Source organism: Flavobacterium crocinum (genome assembly GCF_003122385.1).
GTDB lineage: Bacteria > Bacteroidota > Bacteroidia > Flavobacteriales > Flavobacteriaceae > Flavobacterium > Flavobacterium crocinum.
The window spans coordinates 2,937,785-2,962,833 of sequence record NZ_CP029255.1; the positions used below are offsets into that span (position 1 = coordinate 2,937,785).

The 25,049-nt window shown below is 32.8% G+C and carries 21 protein-coding genes; 15 read left to right on the plus strand and 6 right to left on the minus strand.

Translation table 11 applies throughout. From position 1 onward, the window contains the following. Window positions 1-76: 76 nt before the first annotated feature. From HYN56_RS13165 to HYN56_RS13185, 5 genes are all read left to right on the plus strand, one after another. On the plus strand, window positions 77-526 hold the full coding sequence (locus tag HYN56_RS13165; RefSeq protein WP_109192600.1) for an RrF2 family transcriptional regulator: 450 nt from the start codon (window positions 77-79) through the stop codon (window positions 524-526). A 22-nt stretch (window positions 527-548) separates the two neighbouring features. Continuing rightward, window positions 549-1,073, plus strand: coding sequence for an azurin (gene azu, locus HYN56_RS13170; RefSeq protein ID WP_109192601.1), 525 nt, complete (start codon window positions 549-551; stop codon window positions 1,071-1,073). Between the two features lie 89 nt (window positions 1,074-1,162). Further along, window positions 1,163-3,397 carry a nitric-oxide reductase large subunit gene (locus HYN56_RS13175; protein ID WP_109192602.1) on the plus strand — a complete coding sequence of 745 codons (2,235 nt, stop codon included), beginning with the start codon at window positions 1,163-1,165 and terminating at the stop codon, window positions 3,395-3,397. Between the two features lie 23 nt (window positions 3,398-3,420). Further along, entirely contained in the window at window positions 3,421-4,152 is a 732-nt protein-coding gene (gene ric / locus HYN56_RS13180) for an iron-sulfur cluster repair di-iron protein (RefSeq protein ID WP_109192603.1), read from the plus strand. A 267-nt stretch (window positions 4,153-4,419) separates the two neighbouring features. After that, window positions 4,420-5,643: a cbb3-type cytochrome c oxidase subunit I gene (locus HYN56_RS13185; RefSeq protein ID WP_240622555.1), complete on the plus strand. Its 1,224-nt coding sequence runs from the start codon at window positions 4,420-4,422 to the stop codon at window positions 5,641-5,643. A 378-nt stretch (window positions 5,644-6,021) separates the two neighbouring features. Here the strand turns inward: HYN56_RS13185 and HYN56_RS13190 are convergent, their stop codons facing one another. From HYN56_RS13190 to nirK, 3 genes are read right to left on the minus strand one after another with little or no spacing between them, the layout of a single operon-like run. Then, a complete protein-coding gene (locus HYN56_RS13190; RefSeq protein WP_109192605.1) occupies window positions 6,022-6,624 on the minus strand; it encodes an SCO family protein in 603 nt (200 codons plus the stop codon). Window positions 6,625-6,640: 16 nt separating this feature from the next. Beyond that, window positions 6,641-7,417: a formylglycine-generating enzyme family protein gene (locus HYN56_RS13195; protein WP_109192606.1), complete on the minus strand. Its 777-nt coding sequence runs from the start codon at window positions 7,415-7,417 to the stop codon at window positions 6,641-6,643. Between the two features lie 16 nt (window positions 7,418-7,433). Continuing rightward, window positions 7,434-8,822, minus strand: coding sequence for a copper-containing nitrite reductase (nirK, locus tag HYN56_RS13200; RefSeq protein WP_240622701.1), 1,389 nt, complete (start codon window positions 8,820-8,822; stop codon window positions 7,434-7,436). A gap of 304 nt (window positions 8,823-9,126) precedes the next feature. On the opposite strand from nirK, the gene HYN56_RS13205 reads away from it, so the two are divergent. Both HYN56_RS13205 and HYN56_RS13210 read left to right on the plus strand, forming a co-directional pair. Continuing rightward, a complete protein-coding gene (locus tag HYN56_RS13205) occupies window positions 9,127-10,386 on the plus strand; it encodes an aminotransferase class I/II-fold pyridoxal phosphate-dependent enzyme (RefSeq protein ID WP_109192608.1) in 1,260 nt (419 codons plus the stop codon). Between the two features lie 123 nt (window positions 10,387-10,509). Further along, a complete protein-coding gene (locus HYN56_RS13210) occupies window positions 10,510-10,995 on the plus strand; it encodes a hypothetical protein (protein WP_109194794.1) in 486 nt (161 codons plus the stop codon). 123 nt (window positions 10,996-11,118) lie between these two features. On the opposite strand, the gene HYN56_RS13215 is transcribed toward HYN56_RS13210, so the two are convergent. Next, on the minus strand, window positions 11,119-12,237 hold the full coding sequence (locus tag HYN56_RS13215; protein ID WP_109192609.1) for a GTP cyclohydrolase: 1,119 nt from the start codon (window positions 12,235-12,237) through the stop codon (window positions 11,119-11,121). A 46-nt stretch (window positions 12,238-12,283) separates the two neighbouring features. Beyond that, window positions 12,284-13,252 (minus strand): transporter, encoded by a 969-nt coding sequence (locus tag HYN56_RS13220; RefSeq protein WP_109192610.1) that lies wholly within the window; start codon window positions 13,250-13,252, stop codon window positions 12,284-12,286. A 122-nt stretch (window positions 13,253-13,374) separates the two neighbouring features. Between HYN56_RS13220 and HYN56_RS13225 the strand changes: the two genes are divergently transcribed. From HYN56_RS13225 to HYN56_RS13255, 8 genes are all read left to right on the plus strand, one after another. Beyond that, on the plus strand, window positions 13,375-13,671 hold the full coding sequence (locus HYN56_RS13225) for a DUF4834 family protein (protein ID WP_091491339.1): 297 nt from the start codon (window positions 13,375-13,377) through the stop codon (window positions 13,669-13,671). Between the two features lie 49 nt (window positions 13,672-13,720). Then, on the plus strand, window positions 13,721-16,144 hold the full coding sequence (locus HYN56_RS13230; protein WP_109192611.1) for a YfhO family protein: 2,424 nt from the start codon (window positions 13,721-13,723) through the stop codon (window positions 16,142-16,144). 47 nt (window positions 16,145-16,191) lie between these two features. Then, window positions 16,192-16,350, plus strand: a complete 159-nt coding sequence (locus tag HYN56_RS25060; protein WP_167398310.1) for a hypothetical protein — start codon at window positions 16,192-16,194, stop codon at window positions 16,348-16,350. Window positions 16,351-16,354: 4 nt separating this feature from the next. After that, window positions 16,355-16,816, plus strand: coding sequence for a nucleotidyltransferase (locus HYN56_RS13235; protein WP_109192612.1), 462 nt, complete (start codon window positions 16,355-16,357; stop codon window positions 16,814-16,816). Between the two features lie 23 nt (window positions 16,817-16,839). Next, window positions 16,840-18,126, plus strand: a complete 1,287-nt coding sequence (locus HYN56_RS13240) for a glycosyltransferase family 4 protein (protein WP_109192613.1) — start codon at window positions 16,840-16,842, stop codon at window positions 18,124-18,126. A 39-nt stretch (window positions 18,127-18,165) separates the two neighbouring features. Continuing rightward, window positions 18,166-19,635: an oligosaccharide flippase family protein gene (locus HYN56_RS13245; RefSeq protein WP_109192614.1), complete on the plus strand. Its 1,470-nt coding sequence runs from the start codon at window positions 18,166-18,168 to the stop codon at window positions 19,633-19,635. A gap of 95 nt (window positions 19,636-19,730) precedes the next feature. Continuing rightward, window positions 19,731-21,383: a mechanosensitive ion channel family protein gene (locus tag HYN56_RS13250; protein WP_109192615.1), complete on the plus strand. Its 1,653-nt coding sequence runs from the start codon at window positions 19,731-19,733 to the stop codon at window positions 21,381-21,383. Window positions 21,384-21,612: 229 nt separating this feature from the next. Continuing rightward, a complete protein-coding gene (locus HYN56_RS13255; RefSeq protein ID WP_167365388.1) occupies window positions 21,613-21,912 on the plus strand; it encodes a hypothetical protein in 300 nt (99 codons plus the stop codon). Window positions 21,913-21,998: 86 nt separating this feature from the next. On the opposite strand, the gene uvrA is transcribed toward HYN56_RS13255, so the two are convergent. After that, window positions 21,999-24,794, minus strand: a complete 2,796-nt coding sequence (gene uvrA / locus HYN56_RS13260) for an excinuclease ABC subunit UvrA (RefSeq protein ID WP_109192616.1) — start codon at window positions 24,792-24,794, stop codon at window positions 21,999-22,001. Window positions 24,795-25,049 lie beyond the last annotated feature (255 nt).

Here is a 25,049-nt window from a genome sequence, read left to right on the forward strand (position 1 = left end):
TTTAAAATTAATTAAAGATAAATTTGTCTTTTATGTAAAACCTCTATATCTTTGTAAAGAATTAATTGATGAATGTATGTTTTCAAAAGCGTGTGAGTACGGAATTAGAGCTTCTATTTTTATTGCAACCAAATCTTCTAAAGGAATTAGGGTTGGAATAAAAGATGTTGCGAAAGAAATTGATTCTCCAGAACCCTTTACGGCCAAGATCATGCAGATTTTGACCAAAAACGGAATCATTCATTCGGCAAAAGGAGTAGGAGGTGGTTTCGAGGTTTCAAGCGAAGCTGTAAAATCAATAAAATTAATCCAGATTGTGGATGCAATTGACGGAAATAAAATTTACAGTGGTTGTGGGATTGGACTAAAAGAATGTTCTGAAGAGCATCCTTGTCCCATACATCATGAATTTAAAAAAATAAGAGGCCTGCTTTTAGAAATGCTGACTAAAACAACTTTAGAACAGCTGGCATCAGATGTAAAATCAGGCGATTTCTTCCTAAAAACATTAAATACAAACGATTAACATTTAATAAATTATCTTAAAAATGAATACAAAAACCAAAATTTCAGTACTAATCTTAATGGGATTTTTAGCAGTTACTTCTTGCGGTAAAAAAGAAACAGCTCCGGCTGATCAGACAGAAACAACTGAACCGTCTACAGAAGGAGAAGCGGCTCCGGTAACATCAACTGAAGAAAATGTATTAGTTATTGAAGGAAATGACCAAATGCAGTTTAATACCAATGAATTGAAAGCCGTTGCCGGAAAACCAATCAAATTGACTTTAAAGCATGTCGGAAAAATTCCAAAAGAAGCGATGGGGCATAATTTAGTGATTCTTCAGGAAGGAACAGACCAAGCTGCCTTTGCCTTAAAAGCAAATGACGCAAAAGCAACTGATTATATTCCTGAATCTGAAAAAGCTTCTGTAATCGCTCACACTAAATTGTTAGGTGGAGGCGAAGAAGATACAATCGAATTTACAATTGATAAAAAAGGTTCTTATCCATTTATCTGCTCTTTCCCTGGTCACGTAGCCATGATGAAAGGTGTACTAATTGTTGAGTAAATAACAAAGACTCCAAATACTGGAATAGGTTTGGAGTTTTTTTAAACACTAATAAAAGATAAAATTATCTTTTATTGAATAGAAAAAAGATGAAAAGAGAAAAAAAATTATGGATTGTTTTTGCATTGGTAATGAGTATCTCATTTGCAGTGCTGGGCTATTATGGATATGAAATTTATCAGCAGGCACCTCCGGTTCCTAAAGAGATTGTTTCAGATTCCGGAAAAGTTATTTTTAGCGAAAGCGAAATTAAAGACGGACAAAATATCTGGCAGAGTATAGGAGGCCAGGAAGTGGGATCGATCTGGGGACATGGTGCTTATGTGGCCCCGGACTGGACCGCTGATTGGCTGCACAGAGAAGCTGTTTTTATACTGGATATTTATGCACAAAAAGATTTTAATAAAAAGTATGCCGAATTAGATGCTGAAAAACAGTCGGCTTTGAAAGTTAGATTGCAGCAAGATTTAAGAACAAATCGATACAATTCTGAAACTGGAGTGCTCACAATTTCTGAAAATCGAGTTGCTGCAATAGAAAATTTAAGCCAATACTATAAAGGTCTTTTTACAAATGATCCTCAATTTGATAAACTGAGAAGCGACTATGCGATTCCGAAAAATTCTATCACAGATGTTGAAAGAATGCATAAAATGAATGCGTTTTTCTTTTGGGCAACCTGGGCTACAGTTACGAATCGTCCAGATAATAACATTTCGTATACACACAACTGGCCATCAGACGAATTGGTTGGAAATACGGCAACAACTGAACTTTTGGCCTGGTCTGGAGTAAGTATTATTTTGTTGATTTTAAGTGTCGGCATCTTAGTTTTTTATCATGCAAAATCAGGTGAAGAAGAAGAATTTCCGCTTCCAAAAGAAGATCCGATTATCAAGCATGGCAAAACAAAATCAATGGGTTTGGTTGTCAAATACTTTTGGATTGTGAGTTTATTGATGGTTCTGCAAATGGTTTTCGGAATCATAACGGCGCATTACGGTGTCGAAGGAAATGGTTTGTACGGAATTCCAATTGATCAGATTTTACCTTATGCTGTTACGCGTACTTGGCACACACAATTGGCCATTTTCTGGATTGCAACGGCTTGGCTGGCAACGGGATTATATATTGCTCCGGCAGTTTCGGGCAAAGACCCTAAATTTCAATGTTTTGGAATTAACTTTTTGTTTGTCGCTTTACTAATTATTGTTTTAGGTTCAATGGCTGGACAATGGTTTGGTGTAATGCAGAAACTGAATTTAGTTCAAAATTTCTGGTTTGGACATCAAGGTTACGAATATGTTGATTTGGGTCGTTTCTGGCAGATTTTTCTTTTAGTGGGATTGTTTTTATGGCTGGCATTAATGATCCGTCCATTACTTCCGGTTTTGAAGAAAAAAACAGAAGAGAAAAACTTAATCATTTTGTTCCTGGTTTCTTGTACTGCCATTGCCATGTTCTACGGAGCGGGATTAATGTGGGGAAGACAAACCAATTTAGCCATCGCAGAATATTGGAGATGGTGGGTTGTGCATCTTTGGGTGGAAGGTTTCTTTGAAGTATTTGCAACGGTTGTAATTGCGTTTTTGTTTGTTCGTTTGGGATTATTAAAAACGAAAACTGCAACTTTAAATGTTCTTTTTGCGACGATTATTTTCATGTCTGGAGGAATTTTAGGGACATTCCATCATTTGTATTTCTCGGGAACACCAACGGCGATTATGGCACTTGGAGCTACTTTCAGTGCTTTAGAAGTTGTGCCTTTAACTTTAATCGGATTTGAAGCCTATCAAAACTATAAACTCTCAAAATCAACACAATGGATTGCCGATTACAAATGGCCAATCTACTTTATGATTTCTGTAGCTTTTTGGAATTTCCTCGGAGCGGGAATCTTTGGATTCATCATTAATCCGCCAATTGCATTGTACTATGTTCAGGGATTAAATACAACACCTTTACACGGGCATACCGCTTTATTTGGAGTGTACGGAATGCTTGGAATTGGTTTGGTATTATTTGTATTGAGAAGCTTATATCGAAACGTAAGCTGGAATAATAAACTGCTTAAAATTACTTTCTGGTCTTTAAATATTGGTTTATTCCTGATGGCAATTCTGAGTTTGCTTCCTATCGGAGTTTGGCAGGCAATTGAAAGCATCAATCACGGAATGTGGTACGCTCGTTCATCAGAATTAATGCAACAACCAGCAATGATTACGCTGAAATGGCTTCGTGCCATTGGAGACTCAATCTTCGGAATCGGATTTATTACAATGGCCTGGTTTGTATTTGAACTGACATTAAAAAACAAAAAATAAAAACATATTTAAATATAAGAATCATGGAAAATTTAAAAAACAAAACAATAGGATCGTTTGTGGCTGAGGATTTTAGAACTGCTGCCGTTTTCTCCAAATACAGAATAGATTTTTGTTGTAAAGGAAACCGAACTGTAACAGAAGTCTGTGAAAAACAAAATATCGATGCCGATACTTTATTGGAGAATGTTCTGCAAATTACACAATCAGAAAACAACGGAAGCATCGATTTTAATTCCTGGCCTTTAGATTTACTGGCAGATTATATTGAGAAAACGCATCATCGTTATGTAGAAGAAAAAACGAATGTTTTATTGCCGTTTTTAGATAAATTGTGCAAAGTTCATGGAGCCAATCATCCTGAATTATTCAAGATTAATGAATTATTTATTGGCTGTGCGGGTGAATTGTCACAGCACATGAAAAAAGAAGAATTGATATTGTTTCCTTTTGTAAAAAGAATGATAAAAACGAAAGAATCAGACGGGATTTTACACCAGCCTTCTTTCGGAACCGTTTCAAATCCGATTGCGATGATGATGCACGAACACGATAATGAAGGCGAACGTTTTAGAGCAATTGCCGAATTGACCAATAATTACACGCCACCAGCAGACGCTTGTACGACTTACAGAGTGACTTTTGCGATGTTGAAAGAGTTTGAGGCAGATTTACACAAACACATTCATTTGGAAAATAACATCTTATTTCCAAAAGCAGTCGTTTTAGAAAAAGACTTTGTTGAAGCAGAATAAAGGTTAATTTTATTAATTCGAAAAGCACCGATAGCCTATCTGATAAATGATAATTATCGGTGTTTTTTATTTCAAGAAATGTTATTTTTTAACGAATTGAGTTTTACTAAAAAAAACACATAGAAATATAGATTTTAACAAACTTAAAAGACGATTTTAGAAAATCTAGATTTTTACACATAGCTATGTGTATTCATGCAAGTGAAACGCCTTTTAAATGCTTGCAAAATCTATGTCCCTATGTGTTTAAATAAAATTTATTCATTTATGAATTCTCAAAAAACCTGGATACTCTGCTGTTTTTTTAATTTTCTGATTGCGTGCGTTTTCGGATTATTAATGCGGTTTATATATTTGTTTCCATTAGATTTTTTAAACTATAGTTTTTTGCTTCATGCGCATTCTCATGTTGCTATGTTAGGCTGGGTTTATATGATTGTTTATGTTTTGGTCGTTCATTTTTTTATTCCGAAAGAAAAAAGACAGAAACCGATTTACAATCGTTTATTCTGGCTGACAGAATTTTCAGTTATAGGAATGATGATTGCTTTTCCAATTCAGGGATATGCTTTGTTTTCGATCATATTTTCAACGATACATATTTTGCTGAGTTATGTTTTTTGCCGTTTGGTTTGGAAAGATTGTTCTAAAGATAAATCTCCATCGAAAAGACTTTTATTGGTTTCCATTTTATTTATGATTTTATCGACATGTAGTGTCTGGTGTCTTGGTCCGGCCGTAAGTATGTTAGGAAAACAAAGTACTTTTTATCAGATTGCGATTCAGTTTTTCCTTCATTTTCAATTTAATGGCTGGTTTGTATTGGCGATTTTAGCTTTATTTTTAAAACAATTTCAAAATAAAATCGATGAAGTGAAATTTAAGAAGTTTTATTTGCTAATAATTATTTCTACATTATTAACGGTTACTTTCCCAATACGGTGGTTTGTCGAAAATAATGTTTTGAATTATATCAATGGTTTAGGAGTTTTGATTCAATTAGTAGCTTTTCTCTATTTTTATAAAATGCTAAAACCTCAAATTAGTCATTTTAAAAGTAATTTAGATAAAACCACAAAAATGGTTTATAGTCTGGCATTGTGCTCTTTGATTTTGAAAATCGGAATTCAATTGCTTACTATTTTTCCAAATTTGGCCGAGGTTTCACATCAAATTAGAAACTTTGTAATTGGTTTTATTCATTTAACCACTTTAGGAATCATAACGGGGTTTTTGTTTGGAATTTTACTGCAAAATAAAATACTTTCTGTTAATTCTTCAATATTAAAAATAGGAGTGAAGTGCTTTATTTTTGGATATATTTTTACAGAGATTTTATTGTTTTTGCAAGGTTGGTTTTTGTTTTTTGAAGAAGGAACAATCCCTGGATATTTTCAAAGTATTTTGATATTGAGTATTCTTTTGGTTTTGGGATTGGTTTTAATGATGGTATCTGTAATAAATTTTCGTTCCAATAATTCCCGTAAATAAATTCCCGAGGAACGATATATTTATAGAATATTATTAATTAAGTAAAAATGAAAAATTTCATTTAGAAGTTTTTCCTGCAAGGTTTCAAAAACCTTACAGGTATCTGGATATGTAAAAATAAATACCTATGAGGTTTTTGAAACCTTGCAGGAATTAAAACTGTTTAGAAATTATCAATTCAATCATTGAGTAAGTATATAAATAAAAAACAAGAGCTGATTTTTTCCAAAATCAAACTCTTGTTTCTTACTAATTAACCTATTTAATTTACTTTCTTTTAAAATACATAGAGAGCTATGAGTTAAAATCTAGATTTTTTTAAATTATCTGTGTAGTTTTTCTGAAATCTATGTTTCTATGTGTTTTAAAATAAATCCGCTAAATTTTCCCTGCTTCCTGATTTATTACTTCGATAGTTTTTTCATTATTTACACCCAAACCTTCCTGCTGAAAAATCAATTCTCCTTCGGGATTAAACACACTGATAATATTCGAATGCGAAAAATCAATAGGAGATATTTTTTTATAATTAACAGCCAAAACTGCTGCAAACTCACGTGTGTTTTCTTCTGTTGAACGAAGGAAAATCCACGGAGCCTGATTCATTTGATTTTCAATCGCAAAAGATTTTAATCTTTCAGGCGTATCTGTTTTTGGGTCTATACTTACCAGGATTAATTTTACATTTTGTTTGTACTTTTTATTCAATTTGGATTCAATGTCACGCATATCGGCAACTAATCTTGGACATGCAGCTTTACAGCTTGTGTAAATCATTACCATTACGAGAACATTTCCTCTGAGTGATTTTAACTCAATATTATTTCCATCTTGAGTTGTCCATTTTGAAGGCAGATTGTAAATAGATAAATCACTGATTTCTTTTGTTGTTTCTGCTTTGTTTTCTGCTTTTATGTCGGCCTTTTTACAACTGTAAAAAGATAAGGCAAGAGCAAGAAATACAATTGTTATTTTTTTCATTTCAAACTAATTTAAATTAGATTTTTGGTTTTGTTGTGCTTGCGCATCTAAAGCCAAGATTTCTTGTAGAATATTGTGCTTTCAAACTTCCTCTGAAGGCGTATCGCATAAAAGCGGCATAATCCATTAAATCGGATGCATTAACTGAGGCGCCTCCACAGAAAAGGTTTTTATCGCTGCTTTTATCTTTTCTGGATTCGCCAGATAAAAAAATACTGTTGAAATCAGATGTCCATTCCCAGACTAAACCGTGCATATCATAAACGCCCCAATAATTCTTGAATGTTTTACCAATTTCATTTTCGTAAGTTCTCGATTTCTCGTACCAGGATAAAATATATTCGTTGAATTCTTTTTTGGTTCGGGCATCTATTTTTTTGGTGTCGGCCATTGCTACATATTCCCATTCGTCCATTGTGGCTAATCGTTTGCCTTCACATTCACAGTATTTTTTAGCAGCAAACCAAGAAACACTTGTAACTGGCGAATTTGGTTTTGCGTTTCCAAAATCAAAATCGTTTATCCAATAAGAGAGATAACTTTTGTCAGCAAAAATTCCTTTTATTTTTGATTTTCGATAGGAAGGATTTTTTTTGACAAACTCTAAAAACTGACTGTTAGTTACAGGATAAACATCTATATAAAATGACTTCACAACTACAGGATTTTTGGAAACAGCTCCATAAAGAGGGACAAAAGATCCCTCTTTAATGAAAGCCATTCCTTTTTCCTGCGCTTTCATGACACTAAACACAGAGAAAAAGAGAGTTAGTATGAAAATGTATTTTTTCATGCTGTTTGTTTGCTGTTTATCTTAATGCTTTTACCATTTCTGGTGTAACTTCTGTTTTATTATTTCCCCAGCTGTTATAAATGTAGGTCAGTACATTTGCGATTTCATCATCAGATAAATTCTGGGAAGGCATAACGTTGTTGTATTTTTTGCCATTAACGGTTACTTCTCCGGTTAAACCATGCAGAATTGTTTTAATAGCACGTTTAGAATCGGCATTTAGATAATCTGATTTTGCCAAAGGAGGAAAAGTACTCGGAATTCCTTGCCCTTCAGATTGATGACAGGCGAAACAAGTAGTTCCAAAAATTTCTTTACCAATATTAATTTTCTCGGTAACTGTTCGTTTTGGAATTGTAGTTTTTGCAGTTGGTCCACCGGGCATTTTCTGAATCGTTCCGCCTTCAGGCAGATAAATACCTTCCTGAATGGTTCCGGAATAAATGTTTTTGTTCTCTTTTCCTTCTACTTTCAACATTCCCAATGCCCCTTTATTAAATGCTCTGAAAATAGAATGATCTACCAAAATAAAAGTTCCGGGAGTTTCTACTTTAAAATCGACAATTGCAGCACCGCCGGCAGGAATAAGAGTCGTTTGTACATTTTTGTTAACCATGCTTCCGCCTTCAACGTGTACATTGTCAAATATTTCACCAATTACATGGAAAGAAGAAACTAAATTTGGACCGCCGTTTCCAACAAATAAACGAACCGTTTCACCAACTTTTGCAGTTAATTCATTTCCGTTTGTTAACGAACCTACTTTTCCGTTAAATACAACATAATCAGGTGTTTCTTTTACTGCTTTGTTCATGTCAAACGGCTGAAGACCTTTGGCTCCATATTCACCCTGAGTGTAAAAATCGCCCTGCATTACATAGTATTCTTTATCGACAGTAGGAAGTCCGCCTTCTGGTTCAACCAAAATCAAGCCGTACATACCATTTGCAATGTGCATCCCAACAGGAGCTGTAGCGCAGTGATATACATACAATCCGGGATTGATTACTTTAAAGCTAAAAACTTTTTCATGTCCCGGCGCTACGAGAGAAGAAGTCGCTCCACCACCTGGACCAGTTACAGCATGTAAATCGATGTTGTGAGGCAGTTTATTGTCAGGATGGTTTTTTAAGTGAAATTCAACTTCGTCGCCAACACGCGTTCTGATAAAACTTCCGGGAACAGAACCTCCAAATGTCCAATATGTATATTTTACACCATCGGTCATAGTGCCTTCCTGTTCCTTGATTTCCATGTTTAATTTCAATTTCATGGCGGTTCTGTTTCCAACTGGTTTTGGAACATGAGGAGGCGATGTAAGCTCAGCTTCCATTTCGCCTTCAGTCATAATATCGGCGTAATTATGTGCTTCCTCTTTTTTGCAGCTTCCTAATAAAAGAAGCATAAAAAACGAACAAAATAGTATGCTCATTTTGATTAAAAATTTAGTATTTCTTTTCATATTATCTGGGTTTTGTTTTCGTTTTAAATACTAGTCAAAAATAAAAGACAATTTTATCTTTTATTATGATAAAAATCATGTTTACAGATAATTTTAGCGCTTTTTCAGGGAATTATTTAAAGGGTAAATCTTGTTAAAAAAAACGTATTGATATTTTTTTAATAAAAATAAATGACACTCTGAATTTTAGAATAATAATGATTATTTTTGCTCGCTGATTAAGTTAAAAAAATTACTACACTATATTATGGTAAAAGATTTATTCGAAAGAATTCAGGACAATAAAGGACCTTTAGGAAAATGGGCTTCTCAGGCAGAAGGTTATTATGTTTTCCCAAAGTTAGAAGGAGAGTTGGGTCCAAGAATGCAATTTCACGGAAAAAATATTTTAAACTGGAGTTTAAATGATTATTTAGGTTTAGCAAATCATCCTGAAGTTCGTCAGGCAGATACAGATGCGGCAATTCAGTTTGGTGCAGCTTATCCAATGGGAGCTCGTATGATGTCTGGACACACTACGTATCACGAACAATTAGAAAATGAATTGGCTGAGTTCGTAATGAAAGAATCTGCTTATTTATTGAATTTTGGTTACCAGGGAATGGTGTCTATCATTGATGCTTTGGTTACTAAAAATGATATTATTGTTTATGATGTTGATTCACATGCCTGTATCATTGATGGTGTTCGTTTGCACATGGGTAAACGTTTCACATACAAACACAATGATTTGGAAAGTATGGAGAAAAACTTGCAGCGTGCTACTAAAATGGCTGAAGAAACCGGAGGAGGAATTTTATTCATCACTGAAGGGGTTTTCGGAATGCGTGGTCAGCAAGGAAAATTAAAAGAAATTGTTGCTTTAAAACAAAAATACAATTTCAGATTATTAGTTGATGATGCACACGGTTTTGGAACACTTGGTAAAACAGGAGCCGGAGCAGGTGAGGAGCAGGGAGTTCAGGATCAAATTGATGTTTACTTTTCTACTTTTGCAAAATCTATGGCTAATATTGGTGCTTTCGTAGCAGCTAATAAAACAGTTATTGATTACTTAAAATACAATTTACGTTCTCAAATGTTTGCAAAAGCATTACCAATGATTCAGACAATCGGTTCATTGAAACGTTTAGAATTATTGCGTCAGTCTTCTGCAATTAAAGATAAACTTTGGGAAAATGTAAATGCATTACAAAGCGGTCTTAAAGAAAAAGGATTCAATATTGGAGATACTAATACTTGTATTACACCGGTTTACCTGGAAGGAAGTATTCCTGAAGCTATGGTAATGGTAAACGATTTAAGAGAAAACTATGGTATTTTCCTTTCTATTGTTGTATATCCTGTTATTCCAAAAGGAATTATTTTATTACGAATGATTCCAACAGCTTCTCATACATTATCAGATATCGAAGAGACATTAACAGCTTTTGAAGCAATTCGTGAGAAATTAACAAACGGAACTTACAAAGAAATTGCAGAACGTACAACAGTAGACGTTTCGTAATTATTTTTAGAATAAATTTTCCCACATGGGAATTATGTAAAAAATCCATTCTATCTAAGAATGGATTTTTTTTTATTTGAGGTAATTTTATTTCATAATCAACAAAATAAAAAAAAGACAAGTATGAAAAAAGTTATCACTATAACGACCCTGATTTTAATAGTTCTTTCTTCCTGTAAAAAAGAAACTACTACAACAGAGCCGGTACAAATTACTCCAAGCCCGCCAAAAGAAGCCGAAATTGTAGAACCTGCCGGAGATCAATGTTATGCCTGGAGATCGAACGGAAGTGTAATAGAAATGAGTTTTAATGTAAACTCCCATCAGGAAGTAAACGGAAAATTAAGCTATAATATAGTAGGAAAAGATAAAAATGAAGGAAGCTTAATTGGAAACATGAAAGGAGATACTTTAATTGCCGATTATACGTTTATGTCTGAAGGAGTTTCTTCTATTAGAGAAGTAGCTTTTCTGCAAAAAGACGGTGCTTTTATTGAAGGATATGGTGATGTCGTGGAAGCAAACGGGAAATTCTCCTTTAAAGATAAAAGCAAATTAAAATTTGATGCAAAAAATACTTTATCAAAAGTAGATTGCAAAGTGGAATAAAAAATAAATGAAAGTGACTATGAAGTTAAAAACCATTCGTTTGGGGGCGAATGGTTTTTTTATTTTTATAATTGTAAGAAGCTACTGAACACTAAAGAAATACTGTTCACAGAACATTAAAAATTAAAGATTCTTCAAATAAGTTTTTCTCTGACAATGAATAATTGGGTCAAAGTTTTTCCAAAGTAAATGAATCGCGTTGTTCTCTAATAGCTCCGGTGTTCTAATGCAGTTTTGAATTCCTTTTTCAGAAAACGTTTTATAATATTCATCAAAAATAATTGCTGTAACCCCTTTGTTTTGATATTCGGGATGAACTCCGATGAGGTAAAAAACAACGTCTTTACTGTGTTTTCTGGCTTTCAATAATTGTAAAAAGCCAAACGGAAATAATTTTCCTTTTATTTTTTGTAAAGCTTCTGTGAAACTGGGCATTACAATGCTGAAAGCAACTAATTTATCATCCTTATCTACGATAAATTTGATGTATTCAGGGTTAATAAAGCTAATGTACTTCTTTTTAAAATATTCTTTCTGAACATCCGAAATAGCGACAAACGAAGCCAGGTTTGCGTACGTTTCATTAAATAAATCAAACATTTTGTCTACATGAGGCATAATATCTTTTGTTTTAGTAAAAGTAAGAGCCTTAAGTTCATAACGTTTCTTTATTAAAATTGTCGCTTTTTGGAAAAACTCAGGTTTTACATTCGAAAATGGAAATATACTTTCGATATATTGTTTTTCTACCTGAAATCCTAACTGTTCTAAATGTGTTACATAATAAGGATGATTGTACCAGGTAATCATGGTTCCAACCTGATCGTAACCTTCTGTTAAAAGACCCACTTTATCCAGATTAGAGAATCCCATTGGACCTTCGGCGTGTTCTAAATTATGTTTTCTTCCTAATTCATACACTTTTTCTAATAGAGCTTTGGTAACTTCAATATCATCAATTACATCAAACCATCCAAAACGGACTTTTCTCTTATGCTGATTGTTAACTTCAGACCAGTTGATAATTGCAGTAATACGTCCAACAATTTTATTGTCTTTGTATGCCAGATAAAAGTATGCTTCAGCATTGTCAAAAGCAGGATTTTTTGTTTTGTCAAAAGATTCCAATTCATCTGAAATGATTGGCGGTACCCAATACGGATTGTCCTTATATACAGAGAAAGGGAATTTAATGTATTCGGTTAATTCTTTTTTGCTTTTGGCTTCTTTAATTGTAATCATTAATGTGATATTGATGTCCCTTTTAGGAGGGTTTGTTTATTAAATTTTATTCATATTTGGCTTTTCGCCTTCTTTCTTTTTCTTGGTAATCAACACTTTTTTCGTTGTCAGGGTTCTTTTTAGCTCTGGCATCGTTTTTAGCTTCTATTACTTTTTCTTTATACCATCCGTCGTAACGCCATGATATTCCAACTCCTCCATACAAAACAGAAGGTGTGTTTTTAAAGTTAGTACTTATAGAAGCATCAACCTGCATATTTGAGGACAGAAGAAAAGCTGCGCCTCCGCGAATAATCGAATCGCTGTAGAAGTCGCTTTTATAGCCTTGATTTTCAACAAAACCGGACCATTTATCATTAAATCCGTGCGTCAAAGTTAATACATATCCGTAACTTGGGTAATCTGTACCGATATAATCGGCAATAATATTAGTAACAAAAACCCAAGATCCTCCACCTAAGATGTTTTGAGTAATCAGGGAAACTTTAGGAGAAATAGCACCATCCGGAGAAAAATAATAGGGATTATTGGCTCCGACAAAATTAGCTCCTGCAAAAACAGAAACCGCCGGAATCAATTCGCGCCACTGGAAATTACGATTGGCTTTGTAGCTGTAAATATTAACCTCTCTTTTATAATTTTTATAAGGATCATAAATTAGATATTTTGCTCCTAAAACAGTTTGCTTAAAGTTGTTTTTCTTATAACTGGTATAAGGAGTGTCGTAATTTGCCATTTGATATTGTACATCAAATATAAATTCTAATTGTTCTAAAAAAGCACCGTAACGAAGTGTAAAGTCGGTACCTAAGCCGCTGGCATCGTAATCTAATAAATCGTGTTTTTCTTTAATGCCGTAAAAGCCAAGTTCACCTTGAATTACAGATTTTCCAACGCTGTAAGCTGACATGGTTTCGCCTGGGCGATTAGAATTAATGACATCAGTATATTGCGCAAAAAACAGTTGTGGAATAAAAAAAAGTACCGGGGCGAGTAAGTTTTTAATTTTAAACATATAATTTTTTTTGGGTTAAAATATAATAACGCATATCAAATGTACATATTTTATTATTTATTTAAGATTCATATTTTATTTTTAAACAATGGATTTATTAATTTTGAAAAAAAATTATAGTTATGCAAGAAGCATCATTTTCAGGTTTAAGATTTATTATTGGGATTATTGCCTTTTATTATATTTTTAAATTTTTGGCTAGAATCTTTTTGCCGGTATTGGTAAAAAAAGCTGTTGAAAACGCGAGCGAAAATTTTCAGAGACAACAACAATATAATCAGCAATATAATCAAAGTAACTCCTGGCAAAATACAAGCAGAAATAATAATGATGAAATAATCATTAATACTGCCAATGCTAAACACCCGCGCGAAACCAAAAAAGTGGGAGAGTATGTGGATTACGAAGAAATAGATTAGATTTGTGTCCTGAAAAATTAGGATTCATTTTAACCCAAACCACCCAAAATTGAAAATAGTAAATAAGTTCTATCCGCACGCCCTTGTTATATTGGGCTTTATTCTTGTTTCATTAATTTATTTTTATCCAGTTCTACAGGGAAAACAAATTTTCCAGTCAGATATTGCTCAATATACCGGAATGGCAAAAGAGCAAAATGACTTTAGAGCAATGGAAAATGCAGAACCATATTGGACAAATTCTGCTTTTGGTGGTATGCCGACTTATCAGCTTGGTGCAAATTATCCATACGATTTTGTTGGTAAAATAGATGATGTACTGCGTTTTCTGCCTCGTCCTGCAGATTACTTATTTTTATATTTTCTTGGTTTTTATGGTCTGTTACTGGTTTTAAAGACAGATCCGTTAAAGGCTTTTATTGGCGCCATTGCATTTGGTTTTTCAACTTATATGATCATTATTTTAGGAGTTGGTCATAATGCCAAAGCGCATGCCATTGCCTATATGCCATTGGTAATTGCCGGATTTATACTGGTTTTTCAGAAAAAATATATTTGGGGAGGTCTGCTCACCATGTTTGCCGTGGCGTTAGAGGTTAATGCCAATCACTTCCAAATGACCTATTATTTATTGATTTTCTTATTGATACTTTCAGGTTATTACGCTTTTGAATTTATTAAAAATAAAGAATATAAGCCTCTTTTGGTTTCTATTGGAACTCTTGCGGTTGCCGGAATTTTTGCGATTGGGGCAAATGCAGGAAATTTATTGGCTACAAGTGAGTATGCAAAATATAGTATCAGAGATAAAAGCGAATTAACTTTTAACCCTGACGGATCTAAGAATGAAACCACTGCCTCTATGACAACCGACTATATTACCGAATATAGTTATGGTATTGCAGAAAGTCTCAATCTTATAGCTCCAAGAATTTTTGGAGGTTCAAGCCACGAAAATGTGGGAACGGATAGCCGTATGTATGAATTCATGCTGGAAAAAGGAGTTCCGGAAAGTCAGGCGAAAGATTTTGTATCCGGAATGCCAACTTACTGGGGAGATCAGCCAATTGTTTCTGCGCCGGCTTATATTGGTGCAGTAGTCTTCTTTTTGGCAGTTTTAGCTTTGTTTATTGACGAAAGAAAAATCAAATATGTATTCTTAACGGGAGCACTTTTTACACTGGTACTTTCGTGGGGTAAAAACTTCTCATTATTGACCAACTTTTTCATAGAGTATGTGCCAATGTATGATAAGTTTAGAGCTGTTTCTTCTATTCAGGTGATTTTAGAATTGTGCTTTCCGGTTTTAGCTGTTATGGGATTACAATCCTTTTTTAAAGCTAAGGATGAACCAAAATTACAACAGAAAGCATTAGTTCAAACAGGAGTTTTTGGTTTAGGGATTCTTGTCATTTTATTAATAGCTAAAGGCTTTTTTCATTTTACAGGAACAAGCGACCAGTATTTTTTACAAAGCTACGGCCCAGATTTCGTCGATGCTTTGAAAGAAGACAGAATGACAATGTACTATGCTGATTTATTAAGATCAGGATTTTTAATCGTAGTAACTTTTGCCATTCTTTGGATGTTCGTTAAAAATAAACTTTCACAAACTACAACATTAATTATTGTTGGGATTGTAATGATTTTTGATTTGTTTTTTGTGGACAAGAAATATGTTTCGGCAAAAGATTTTGTTAGCCCGGTTCAGATTGCAGCTCCTTTTCAGGAAACACCAGCTGATTCTCAGATATTAAAAGATACTTCTGTTTATCGTGTTTTTGATCTTCAGGGACAATTGCAGGGAAGATCTTCTTATTTCCATAAAACAATTGGAGGTTACAGTGCTGTAAGACCAAGAAGAATGCAGCAATTATATGATTATCAAATTGCTAAAAACAATTTTGAAGTGCTTAATATGTTAAATGTTAAGTATGTGATTCAGACAGATAGTACAGGAGCTCCTATGCCAATTGTTAATCCGGATGCAAACGGAAATGCATGGTTTGTAAGTTCAGTAAAACTGGTAAACAAACCGGATGATGTAATGAAAGCGTTAAATACTTTAGATACAAAAAAAGTAGCTGTCTTTAATGTTCATGAACATGAAGCTAAATTCCCGAACGCTCGTTTAAAGAAACCTTGGGATGCATCAGGAACAATTAAAGTGGTAGAGTATAAGCCTAATTACATTAAATACAAATCGGATAATGAAAAAGACGGTTTAGCTGTTTTTTCTGAAATGTACTATAAAAATGGCTGGAATGCTTATATCGATGGTAAACTGACAGATCATTTCCCAGTTGATTATGTTTTAAGAGCAATGGAAATTCCAGGAGGAAAACACACAATTGAGTTTAAATTTGAGCCACAGGTTATTAAAACCGGAGGAACTATTACTTTGATTAGCTCAATTGGAATGTTGATTCTATTGATTGGTGGGCTTTATTTTGAGAATAGAAAAAGAGGTTAAAATAGTAAAAGTAATTTTGTAAATTTGACTTAATATTTTTTTGAAAAATGAAAACAACGACATTAAATAATGCTCATCCTTCTGTTATGGAAGCAAGATATATCGAAGAGATAAAAAAGATGACACCACAAAAGCGTTTTGAAAAATTGATGGCTATTATTGAAATTTCGTATCTTTTGAAAACTGCAAAAAAAATATCAAAATAATTCAATGGATAGTCAAATAGTAGAAATTTGGAAATACTTCTCTTTGAATAAAGTTAAATATTTGACTATAGGCGGATTTGCTGTGAATATATATGGCTATGGACGAAATACTGGAGACATAGATATTTTTATAGAAGATTCAATCGACAACAGGAAAAATTTAAGACAAGCCTTAAAAGATTCAGGAATTGGGGATTTTGAGAATATAAATACAATGCAATTTATTCCTGGCTGGACGGATATTACATTGAATTTTAATTTGCGATTGGATATTATGACTTCAGTAAAAGGATTAGAAAATAATACTTTTGAACAACTTTTAGAAAAAGCATACATTGTAGAAATTAATGAAATTCCAGTTTATTTTTTAGATTATGAAAGCTTAATTACTGCAAAAAAAGCTGCTAACAGACCCAAGGATCAATTGGATATTGAAGAGCTTGAAAAATTAAATAGAGATTTATAATTCAATATTGCAAAATTCTAAAATTGAAATCAGAAAAACTTCTTATTATAACTTATTATTGGCCTCCAGCTGGCGGACCAGGTGTACAGCGTTGGTTGAAATTTGTTAAATATCTTCCTGAATTTGATATACAGCCAATTGTCTATGTTCCAGAAAACCCGACTTACCCAATTGTCGATGAAGGTTTAGTTAGCGAGATATCAGATAAAGTAACTGTTCTAAAAAATAAAATATGGGAGCCTTATCAATTGGCTTCTATTTTTTCAAAAAATAAAACTAAAAAAATCAGTTCCGGAATTTTTCCTCAAAAGAAAAAGCAGGCTTTTTTGGATAAAATTTTTCTTTGGGTTCGAGGAAATCTTTTTATTCCGGATGCTCGTGTTTTTTGGGTAAAACCTTCTGTTGCCCATTTGGAAAAATACATTCAGGAAAATAATATTGATACAATTGTAACTTCAGGACCGCCGCATAGTCTGCATTTAATTGGTTTAGAATTACAAAAGAAATTAAACGTAAAATGGTTTGCCGATTTCCGTGATCCATGGACTACGATTGGTTATCATAAAGCACTTCGTTTGTCTTCTTATGCCGAGAAAAAACATAAAAGCTTAGAACATAAAGTTTTAAATTCTGCTGACGAAATTATTGTAACCAGTAAAACCACAAAAACAGAATTTGAAGCTATTACCAATAAACCGATTACGGTTATTACAAATGGCTATGATGTTGAAACTGTCGAAAAACAAACTTTAGACAGTAAATTTACTCTGGCGCATATTGGTTCATTTCTTTCAGACAGAAATCCACCTTTTTTATGGGAAGTTTTGGTGGAGTTGCTTCAGGAAGTGCCGGAATTTAAATTACACTTAGAAATTAAATTGATTGGAGCTGTAAGTCAGGAAGTTTTAGATGCTATTCAGGAACATCAGTTAAAGGAGTATTTAAATTTAGTTGGATACGTTTCTCATAAAGAAGCTGTTGCGCACCAAAGAAAGTCTCAGGTTTTGCTTTTAATTGAGATTAATTCTGAAGATACTAAAAGTATTATTCCCGGAAAATTATTCGAATATATGGTCTCGAACCGTCCGATAATCGCAATTGGGCCGCAGGGTTCTGACTTTGCAGATATCGTAACACAAACCAATACAGGAGTATTTTTTGATTATTCTGAAAAAGCGAAGTTAAAAAGTGTAATTTTGGACTTTTTTAATCAGTTTTTGGATGGGAAATTACAGTCGCACGGAATTGGACTGCAGCAATATTCCAGAAAAAATCTAACCAAACAGTTGGCACAGCTGATTAAAGGATAATTATTTAAAAATCAAAATTCTACAATTTAAACTCAAGAAATGGGTATTGTCTTAAATCAGTCTTTTAAAAACACTATAATTACATACATTGGTTTTGGTATCGGAGCCATAAATACATTATATCTTTACCCGGTTTTTCTTGGTGCAACGTATTACGCTTTAACAAATTATATTACTTCTGCTGCAAACGTAATTATGCCTTTGTTTGCAATTGGAATGCAGAATACATTAGTCAAATTTTATTCACAATATAAAACCGAAGAAGAAAGAGAGCAGTTCCTTTCTTTTACGGCCTTATTTCCAATTCTGATGTGTATTCCGTTAGGGCTGATCGGAATTTTTTTCTATGATGATATAACAGATTTTGTTTCCAAAGAAAATCCTGTCGTACGTGAATTTATGCTGTTAATTCCTTTTATCGGAATCTGTATGGCGTATTTTGAAATTTTTTATGCGTGGGCGAGAGTACACATGCATTCGGTTTTCGGAAATTTTATAAAAGAAGTGGGATTAAGATTGCTTTCGACTTTAGCTTTAATCGGTTTATATTTTAAATGGATTAGTTTAGTCGAGTTTGTGTATGTTACGGCAGCGATTTATTTTTTAGCTTTCTTAGTGACAATGTTTTATGCATTTTACATTAAGAAGCCAAATTTCCAGATTACAATACCGGAAAATGTAAAAAGCGTAATGGAGTATACTTTTTATATAATTCTTTCGGGAAGTGTTGCCAATTTGCTTTTAGATGGAGATAAATTGATGCTGAATCAATACATGAAGATTGAAAATATCGCTTATTATTCTGTAGCGACTTATATTGCTCTTGTAATTTCGGTGCCAAGCCGTGCTATGCATCAGATTGTGTATCCTATTACTGCTAAATTAATGCATGAAAACAAACATGACGAATTAAATCAGTTGTATAAAAAAACGTCTATTAATCTTCAAATTGTGGGCGGATTTGTGATGCTTTGCATTTTTGTAAACATTAATCAATTATACGAATTGGTTCCAAAAGAATACAGTGGTGGTATTTCTGTTGTATTTATGATCGGCCTTTCTAAATATTTTGATTTAATTTTAGGAAATAACAATGCCATTATCTTTAATACGAAATATTACAGAATGGTATTGTATTTAGGGTTAATGCTGGTTGTTTTAACTGTGATTTTAAATATGATTTTTATTCCGATTTTTGGAATATTTGGTTCTGCATTTGCAACGCTTTTATCAATTACTTTATACAGTTTGGCAAAACTGCTTTTTGTAGTAAAGAAACTTCATTTATATCCTTTTACAAAACAAACGATTTATTCAATGCTTTTGACTTTTGCATTGTTTTTAGTCTTTTATTTCTGGGAATTTCCATTTTTCCAATTGATAAGTATTGCTTTAAAATCGGTTTTGGTGACTATTTTGTATTTGTATCTGAATTATAAGTTTAAAATTTCACCGGATATTAATGGTGTTATTAATTCTATTTTTAAGAAAATAGGTATAAAAATTTAAATTATTGCCGTAGGAAAAATAAAAGAAATATAAAAACGTAACTTTTTTGTTTTTATATTTGTTAGAAAGGATAACTAATTTATTTCTAGCTGAATATGAAAATAAAAGTACTTAGGTTATTAGTTTTTTTTCCTGTTTTATTCTCAATTTCTTTATTGGGTCAAACCAATAAGTTGAAAACGGCAGATAGTACCACTGTAAAAATACCTCTCAAAGGTTATCCGGTAAGTCCTTTTAAAGACACATTATTTTATGTATATAACAATGTAGGGTCGTTTTCTGCAAAAGAACGTGCTGAATATATTTCCCATAAAATAAAAAGACTTTACAATGAATCTTTTTTTGAGAAAGATTCCATCAAAATTATTCCCTCTGAAGTTTCGGAAGATATTGTATATAAGAGTGATTTGATAATTATGTCGGTTTTGGATTCAGATGGAAATGCAGAACATCAAACAAAATCTTTTATTGCACAACGTAATTTAAAAATGATTAGAAGTGCCGTAATTTATCAAAATGAAAACTACTCTCAGCTTCCTAAACGTTTTGGCTACACAGCATTGTTAATTCTTATTATTGGACTAATATTATTTCTGGTAGGTAAAGTTTTCAATTTCATTAAGAAGTACATTGTAAAAAATAAAGCAAGATATTTTAAGGGAGTTAATTATAATAATATTAAGATATTATCTCCGGAAAGACAGCAAATTTTATTTTTAAGGTTTTTTGGTTTTGTCAAAATTGCGACACTTATCCTTATTGTTTATTTATCACTTCCGGTTTTATTCAGCATCTTTCCGGCTACAAAAGAATATACTACAACATTGCTCAGATGGATTTTGACTCCGGCAAAATCAGCTTTTATGGGATTTGTTGGTTTTCTGCCCAGTTTGTTTACGATAATTGTAATTGTAATAATTTTTAAATATTCTTTAAAAATCATAAAATTTTTCTTTGATGAAATAAAATCGGAAAATATAAAAATAGATGGATTTTACAGCGATTGGGCACTTCCGACATTTAATATTATAAGATTGTTAATGTACGCTTTTATGCTGGTAATTATTTTTCCGTATCTGCCAGGTTCAGATTCTCCCATATTTAAAGGAGTTTCTGTATTTGTGGGAGTATTATTTTCGCTGGGTTCTTCCAATGCAATTGCTAATATGGTGGCGGGATTGGTAATAACTTATATGCGTCCTTTTAAGATTGGTGATTATATTAAAATTGGAGAGGTAAGCGGAGAGGTTATAGAAAAAACGGCTTTGGTTACCCGAATAAGAACTCCTAAATTTGAAGATATCACTATTCCAAATTCGACGGTTTTATCCAGTACATCGACAAATTATTCAGCAAATACAAAACATTCTACAGATGGTTTGCTGATTCACACTACAGTAACAATTGGTTATGATGTTCCGTGGAAAGATATTTACTCCGCCTTAATAGAAGCTGCTTTAAATACCGAAATGATAGAAAAAGAACCTAAACCATTTGTTTTACAAACCAGTTTAGATGATTTTTATGTTTCTTATCAGATTAACGTTTATACTAAAGAACCAACTAAACAACCCAGAATTTATTCTTCTCTTCATCAAAACATTCAAGATTCATTTAATGCAGCAGGAATCGAAATTATGTCGCCACATTATAATGCTTTAAGAGATGGAAATACAACAACAATTCCGCCGGATTACTTAAAGGAAGATTATGAAGCTCCCACTTTTAATTTGAAGAACAAAAGTTAAGAAATTAAAAAATTGCTATTAAATAATAAATTTTAACAGTTAAATATTTTGTAATTAATTAGATAAAAATTAACTTTAGACTGAAAATTTGATACTACTTACAAGAATTTGCAGAATTATTTCTAACAAAATCACTAAATGTAGGTATTTTTTTATTTTTTAAGTTTGATTACTTTTGCAATAAATTGTGCAAGAAAAAGTTTATGGATTAATGTAGTATAGAATAATTATGAAAGACAATCATCTCAGCCAGGAACAAAGCATGCAAGTATTTTCAAATATGATATCAAACAAAGTTCATAATGGATTTACTTTAGAAGAAAGAAACGATGAATTCCTTTTCGCTGTCTTATCTAAAGGAGGGAAAGTAGTTAATCACAGTTTAAATTTCATGATTTTTTGTTTAACTCTGGGTTTATGGTCATTTGCTTGGCTGTATTTAACTTTTGAGGCATCAAAACAAAAAAAGATTTTAGTAGCTATCGATGAAGATGGTCTTCCTTTTGAGGAAAGATGCTTGGTAGCGTAAAGAAAAAAACAGAAATAAAATAAGAAAAGCCATAAATACAAACTAATCAATTGTATTTATGGCTTTAATTTTTTAATGTTTTTGTTTTATAATTTATCTTTTAAATAAACTCCGGTTACAGATTCTTTAACTTTGACAATATCTTCCGGAGTTCCGGAGGCAAGTAAATGCCCGCCGTTTTCTCCTCCTTCTGGGCCGAGATCTAAAATCCAGTCAGCACATTTTATTAAATCGAGATTATGTTCAATTACAATGATCGAATGTCCCTTTTCTATCAAAGCATCAAAAGAAGCTAAAAGTTTTTTAATGTCATGAAAATGAAGTCCGGTTGTTGGTTCATCAAATACAAATAATGCTTTATCTTTTGTTGCTCCTTTAACAAGGAATGATGCCAATTTAATACGCTGTGCTTCACCACCCGAAAGAGTAGAAGAGGACTGTCCTAATTGAACATATCCTAAACCAACATCCTGAAGAGGTTGTAATTTTTGTGTGATCTTAGATTGTTTGTTTTTTTCGAAGAAAGCAATTGCATCATCAATCGTCATCGTAAGGACATCGTTAATGTTTTGATTGTCAAAAGTAACTTCTAAAATCTCTTTTTTGAAACGTTTTCCGCCACAAGTTTCGCATGGAAGAGAAACATCGGCCATAAACACCATTTCGACGTTTATAGAGCCTTCTCCTTTACAAGTTTCGCATCTTCCTCCGTCAACATTAAAAGAGAAATGTTTGGCCTGATAACCTCTTATTTTGGATAATTTTTCTTTTGCATACAAATCTCTAATGTCGTCATACGCTTTGATGTAAGTTACAGGATTCGATCTTGAACTTCTTCCAATCGGATTCTGATCCACATATTCGATATGTTTGATTTGAGAAAAAGAACCTTTCAGCTCACTGAATTGTCCTGCTTTTTCGGCAGCACTTTCCAGTTTTTTTTGCATTGCCGGAAACAGTATTTTCTTAATCAAAGTACTTTTTCCACTTCCGGAAACTCCGGTAACAACCGTTAAGACATCTAAAGGAAAAGTAACATCAATATTTTTTAAATTGTTTTCGCGTGCGCCAACGATATCAATATGATTTTTAAATTTTCTTCTTTTTTTCGGAACAGAAATTTCCAGATTTCCATTAAGATATTGGGAAGTCAAGGAATCTGATTTTAGAATTTCATTATAAGTTCCTTGCGCGACCAGTTTTCCTCCAAAAGTTCCGGCTTCAGGACCAATATCAATAATCATGTCAGCCGCTTTCATAATATCCTCGTCGTGTTCTACAACAATTACAGTATTTCCTAAATCACGAAGAGAAAGCAATACTTTAATTAGTCTTTCTGAATCTTTCGGATGCAGACCAATACTCGGTTCATCCAAAATATACATGGATCCAACCAAACTGCTTCCAAGTGAAGTCGCTAGATTAATACGTTGTGATTCACCTCCGGAAAGCGTAGCAGAGTTTCTGTTTAAAGTAAGATAATCTAATCCGACTTCACTCAAAAATGATAAACGGTTATTGATTTCGATCATTAAACGTTTTGCAATCTGCTGTTCGTAAACGTTTAACTCGATGTTTTTAAAGAAAGTAACCAAATGTTTTATTGGAAGGTCAACCAGATCTGAAACTGTTTTTCCGTTGATTTTTACGTAAGATGCTTCTTCGCGTAAACGTTTGCCTTTACAGACATGACATTTAGTTTTACCACGGTAACGTGATAACATGACACGGTTCTGAATTTTATAATTTTTCTCTTCTAATTCTTTAAAGAAATCATTTAAACCTTGAAAATACTGATTTCCGGTCCAGATTAAATCTTTCTGTTCTTCCGTTAACTGAAAATAAGGTTTGTGAATTGGGAAATCGAATTTATAAGCATGTTTTACAAATTCGTCTTTATACCAGCTCATACTTTCGCCACGCCAAGGATAAATAGCACTTTCAAAAACTGATAAAGAAGTATTTGGAACAACCAGATCTGCATCAATCCCAATAATATTTCCATAACCTTCACAAGCTGGACAAGCTCCGTATGGATTATTAAAACTAAATAAATGAACATTTGGCTCTAAGAAAGTGATTCCGTCCAATTCAAAATTATTCGAATAAGAAAATCTTTTTTCAGCATTTAATTCCTGTAAATAACAAATACCTTTTCCCTCGAAAAAAGCAGTCTGTACAGCATCGGCAAGTCGATTGTAGAATTCTTCTTCCTCTTTAACAACAATACGGTCAATAATCAGTAAAATATCCTTATTGTCAAACTGGTGTAAATCTGAAGCCGAAAATTCATCCAGACGAACCATTTCATTATCAACCAAAATACGGGCAAAACCTTGCTGTAAAAGAATTTTCAGTTTGTCTTCCAGTTGTCTTCCTTCTTCAAGATGAATAGGAGCAAGCAAAAGCCATCTGCTGTCGATTGGCAGGGTTTTAACATCAGCAATAACATCTGTTACGGTATTCTTTTTAACCTCTTGCCCGGAAACAGGAGAGTAAGTTCGTCCGATTCGGGCAAAAAGAAGTTTGATGTAATCATAAATCTCTGTTGATGTGCCAACAGTAGAGCGAGCATTGGTTGTATTTACTTTTTGCTCAATAGCAATTGCAGGAGCAATTCCTTTAATATATTCCACTTTTGGTTTATCTAAACGGCCTAAAAACTGACGTGCATAAGAAGATAAACTTTCCACGTAACGTCTTTGTCCTTCGGCATATAAAGTATCAAATGCTAAACTCGATTTTCCAGATCCGGAAAGCCCTGTAATGACAACCAGTTTATTTCTCGGAATGACCACATCTACATTTTTTAAGTTATGTACTTGTGCTCCTTTTATTATAATATTTGATTTTGGGTCTATTTTAGAAAGATCAATTTGCATAAAAAAGTCAATTTTTACAAAAGTAATCAATTTTGAATTGGATTTTGTTAAGGAGATAGTTCCAAATTTTAACTATTTTATCTTAATTTCAATACAGTATGTGTAAGTTTTTGTTTTCTAAAAATGCTTTCTTTTTTGAGGAATTGAACATTGTTTTTAATTAAATGAAAAAAAAAGTACTGTTTTAAAATTGATTAAATGAAGAAAAAGTTGTAATTTAAATTTATAATTTAAGGATTTAATGAACCGTTCATC

Excerpts from the sequence above, each read along its gene's own strand:
- HYN56_RS13165 (WP_109192600.1), top strand. The coding sequence starts at position 77 with ATGTTTTCAAAAGCGTGTGAGTACGGAATTAGAGCTTCTATTTTTATT.
- azu (WP_109192601.1), top strand. The coding sequence starts at position 549 with ATGAATACAAAAACCAAAATTTCAGTACTAATCTTAATGGGATTTTTA.
- HYN56_RS13175 (WP_109192602.1), top strand. The coding sequence starts at position 1,163 with ATGAAAAGAGAAAAAAAATTATGGATTGTTTTTGCATTGGTAATGAGT.
- ric (WP_109192603.1), top strand. The coding sequence starts at position 3,421 with ATGGAAAATTTAAAAAACAAAACAATAGGATCGTTTGTGGCTGAGGAT.
- HYN56_RS13185 (WP_240622555.1), top strand. The coding sequence starts at position 4,420 with ATGAATTCTCAAAAAACCTGGATACTCTGCTGTTTTTTTAATTTTCTG.
- HYN56_RS13190 (WP_109192605.1), bottom strand. The coding sequence starts at position 6,624 with ATGAAAAAAATAACAATTGTATTTCTTGCTCTTGCCTTATCTTTTTAC.
- HYN56_RS13195 (WP_109192606.1), bottom strand. The coding sequence starts at position 7,417 with ATGAAAAAATACATTTTCATACTAACTCTCTTTTTCTCTGTGTTTAGT.
- nirK (WP_240622701.1), bottom strand. The coding sequence starts at position 8,822 with ATGCTTCTTTTATTAGGAAGCTGCAAAAAAGAGGAAGCACATAATTAC.
- HYN56_RS13205 (WP_109192608.1), top strand. The coding sequence starts at position 9,127 with ATGGTAAAAGATTTATTCGAAAGAATTCAGGACAATAAAGGACCTTTA.
- HYN56_RS13210 (WP_109194794.1), top strand. The coding sequence starts at position 10,510 with ATGAAAAAAGTTATCACTATAACGACCCTGATTTTAATAGTTCTTTCT.
- HYN56_RS13215 (WP_109192609.1), bottom strand. The coding sequence starts at position 12,237 with ATGATTACAATTAAAGAAGCCAAAAGCAAAAAAGAATTAACCGAATAC.
- HYN56_RS13220 (WP_109192610.1), bottom strand. The coding sequence starts at position 13,252 with ATGTTTAAAATTAAAAACTTACTCGCCCCGGTACTTTTTTTTATTCCA.
- HYN56_RS13225 (WP_091491339.1), top strand. The coding sequence starts at position 13,375 with ATGCAAGAAGCATCATTTTCAGGTTTAAGATTTATTATTGGGATTATT.
- HYN56_RS25060 (WP_167398310.1), top strand. The coding sequence starts at position 16,192 with ATGAAAACAACGACATTAAATAATGCTCATCCTTCTGTTATGGAAGCA.
- HYN56_RS13235 (WP_109192612.1), top strand. The coding sequence starts at position 16,355 with ATGGATAGTCAAATAGTAGAAATTTGGAAATACTTCTCTTTGAATAAA.
- HYN56_RS13245 (WP_109192614.1), top strand. The coding sequence starts at position 18,166 with ATGGGTATTGTCTTAAATCAGTCTTTTAAAAACACTATAATTACATAC.
- HYN56_RS13250 (WP_109192615.1), top strand. The coding sequence starts at position 19,731 with ATGAAAATAAAAGTACTTAGGTTATTAGTTTTTTTTCCTGTTTTATTC.
- HYN56_RS13255 (WP_167365388.1), top strand. The coding sequence starts at position 21,613 with ATGAAAGACAATCATCTCAGCCAGGAACAAAGCATGCAAGTATTTTCA.
- uvrA (WP_109192616.1), bottom strand. The coding sequence starts at position 24,794 with ATGCAAATTGATCTTTCTAAAATAGACCCAAAATCAAATATTATAATA.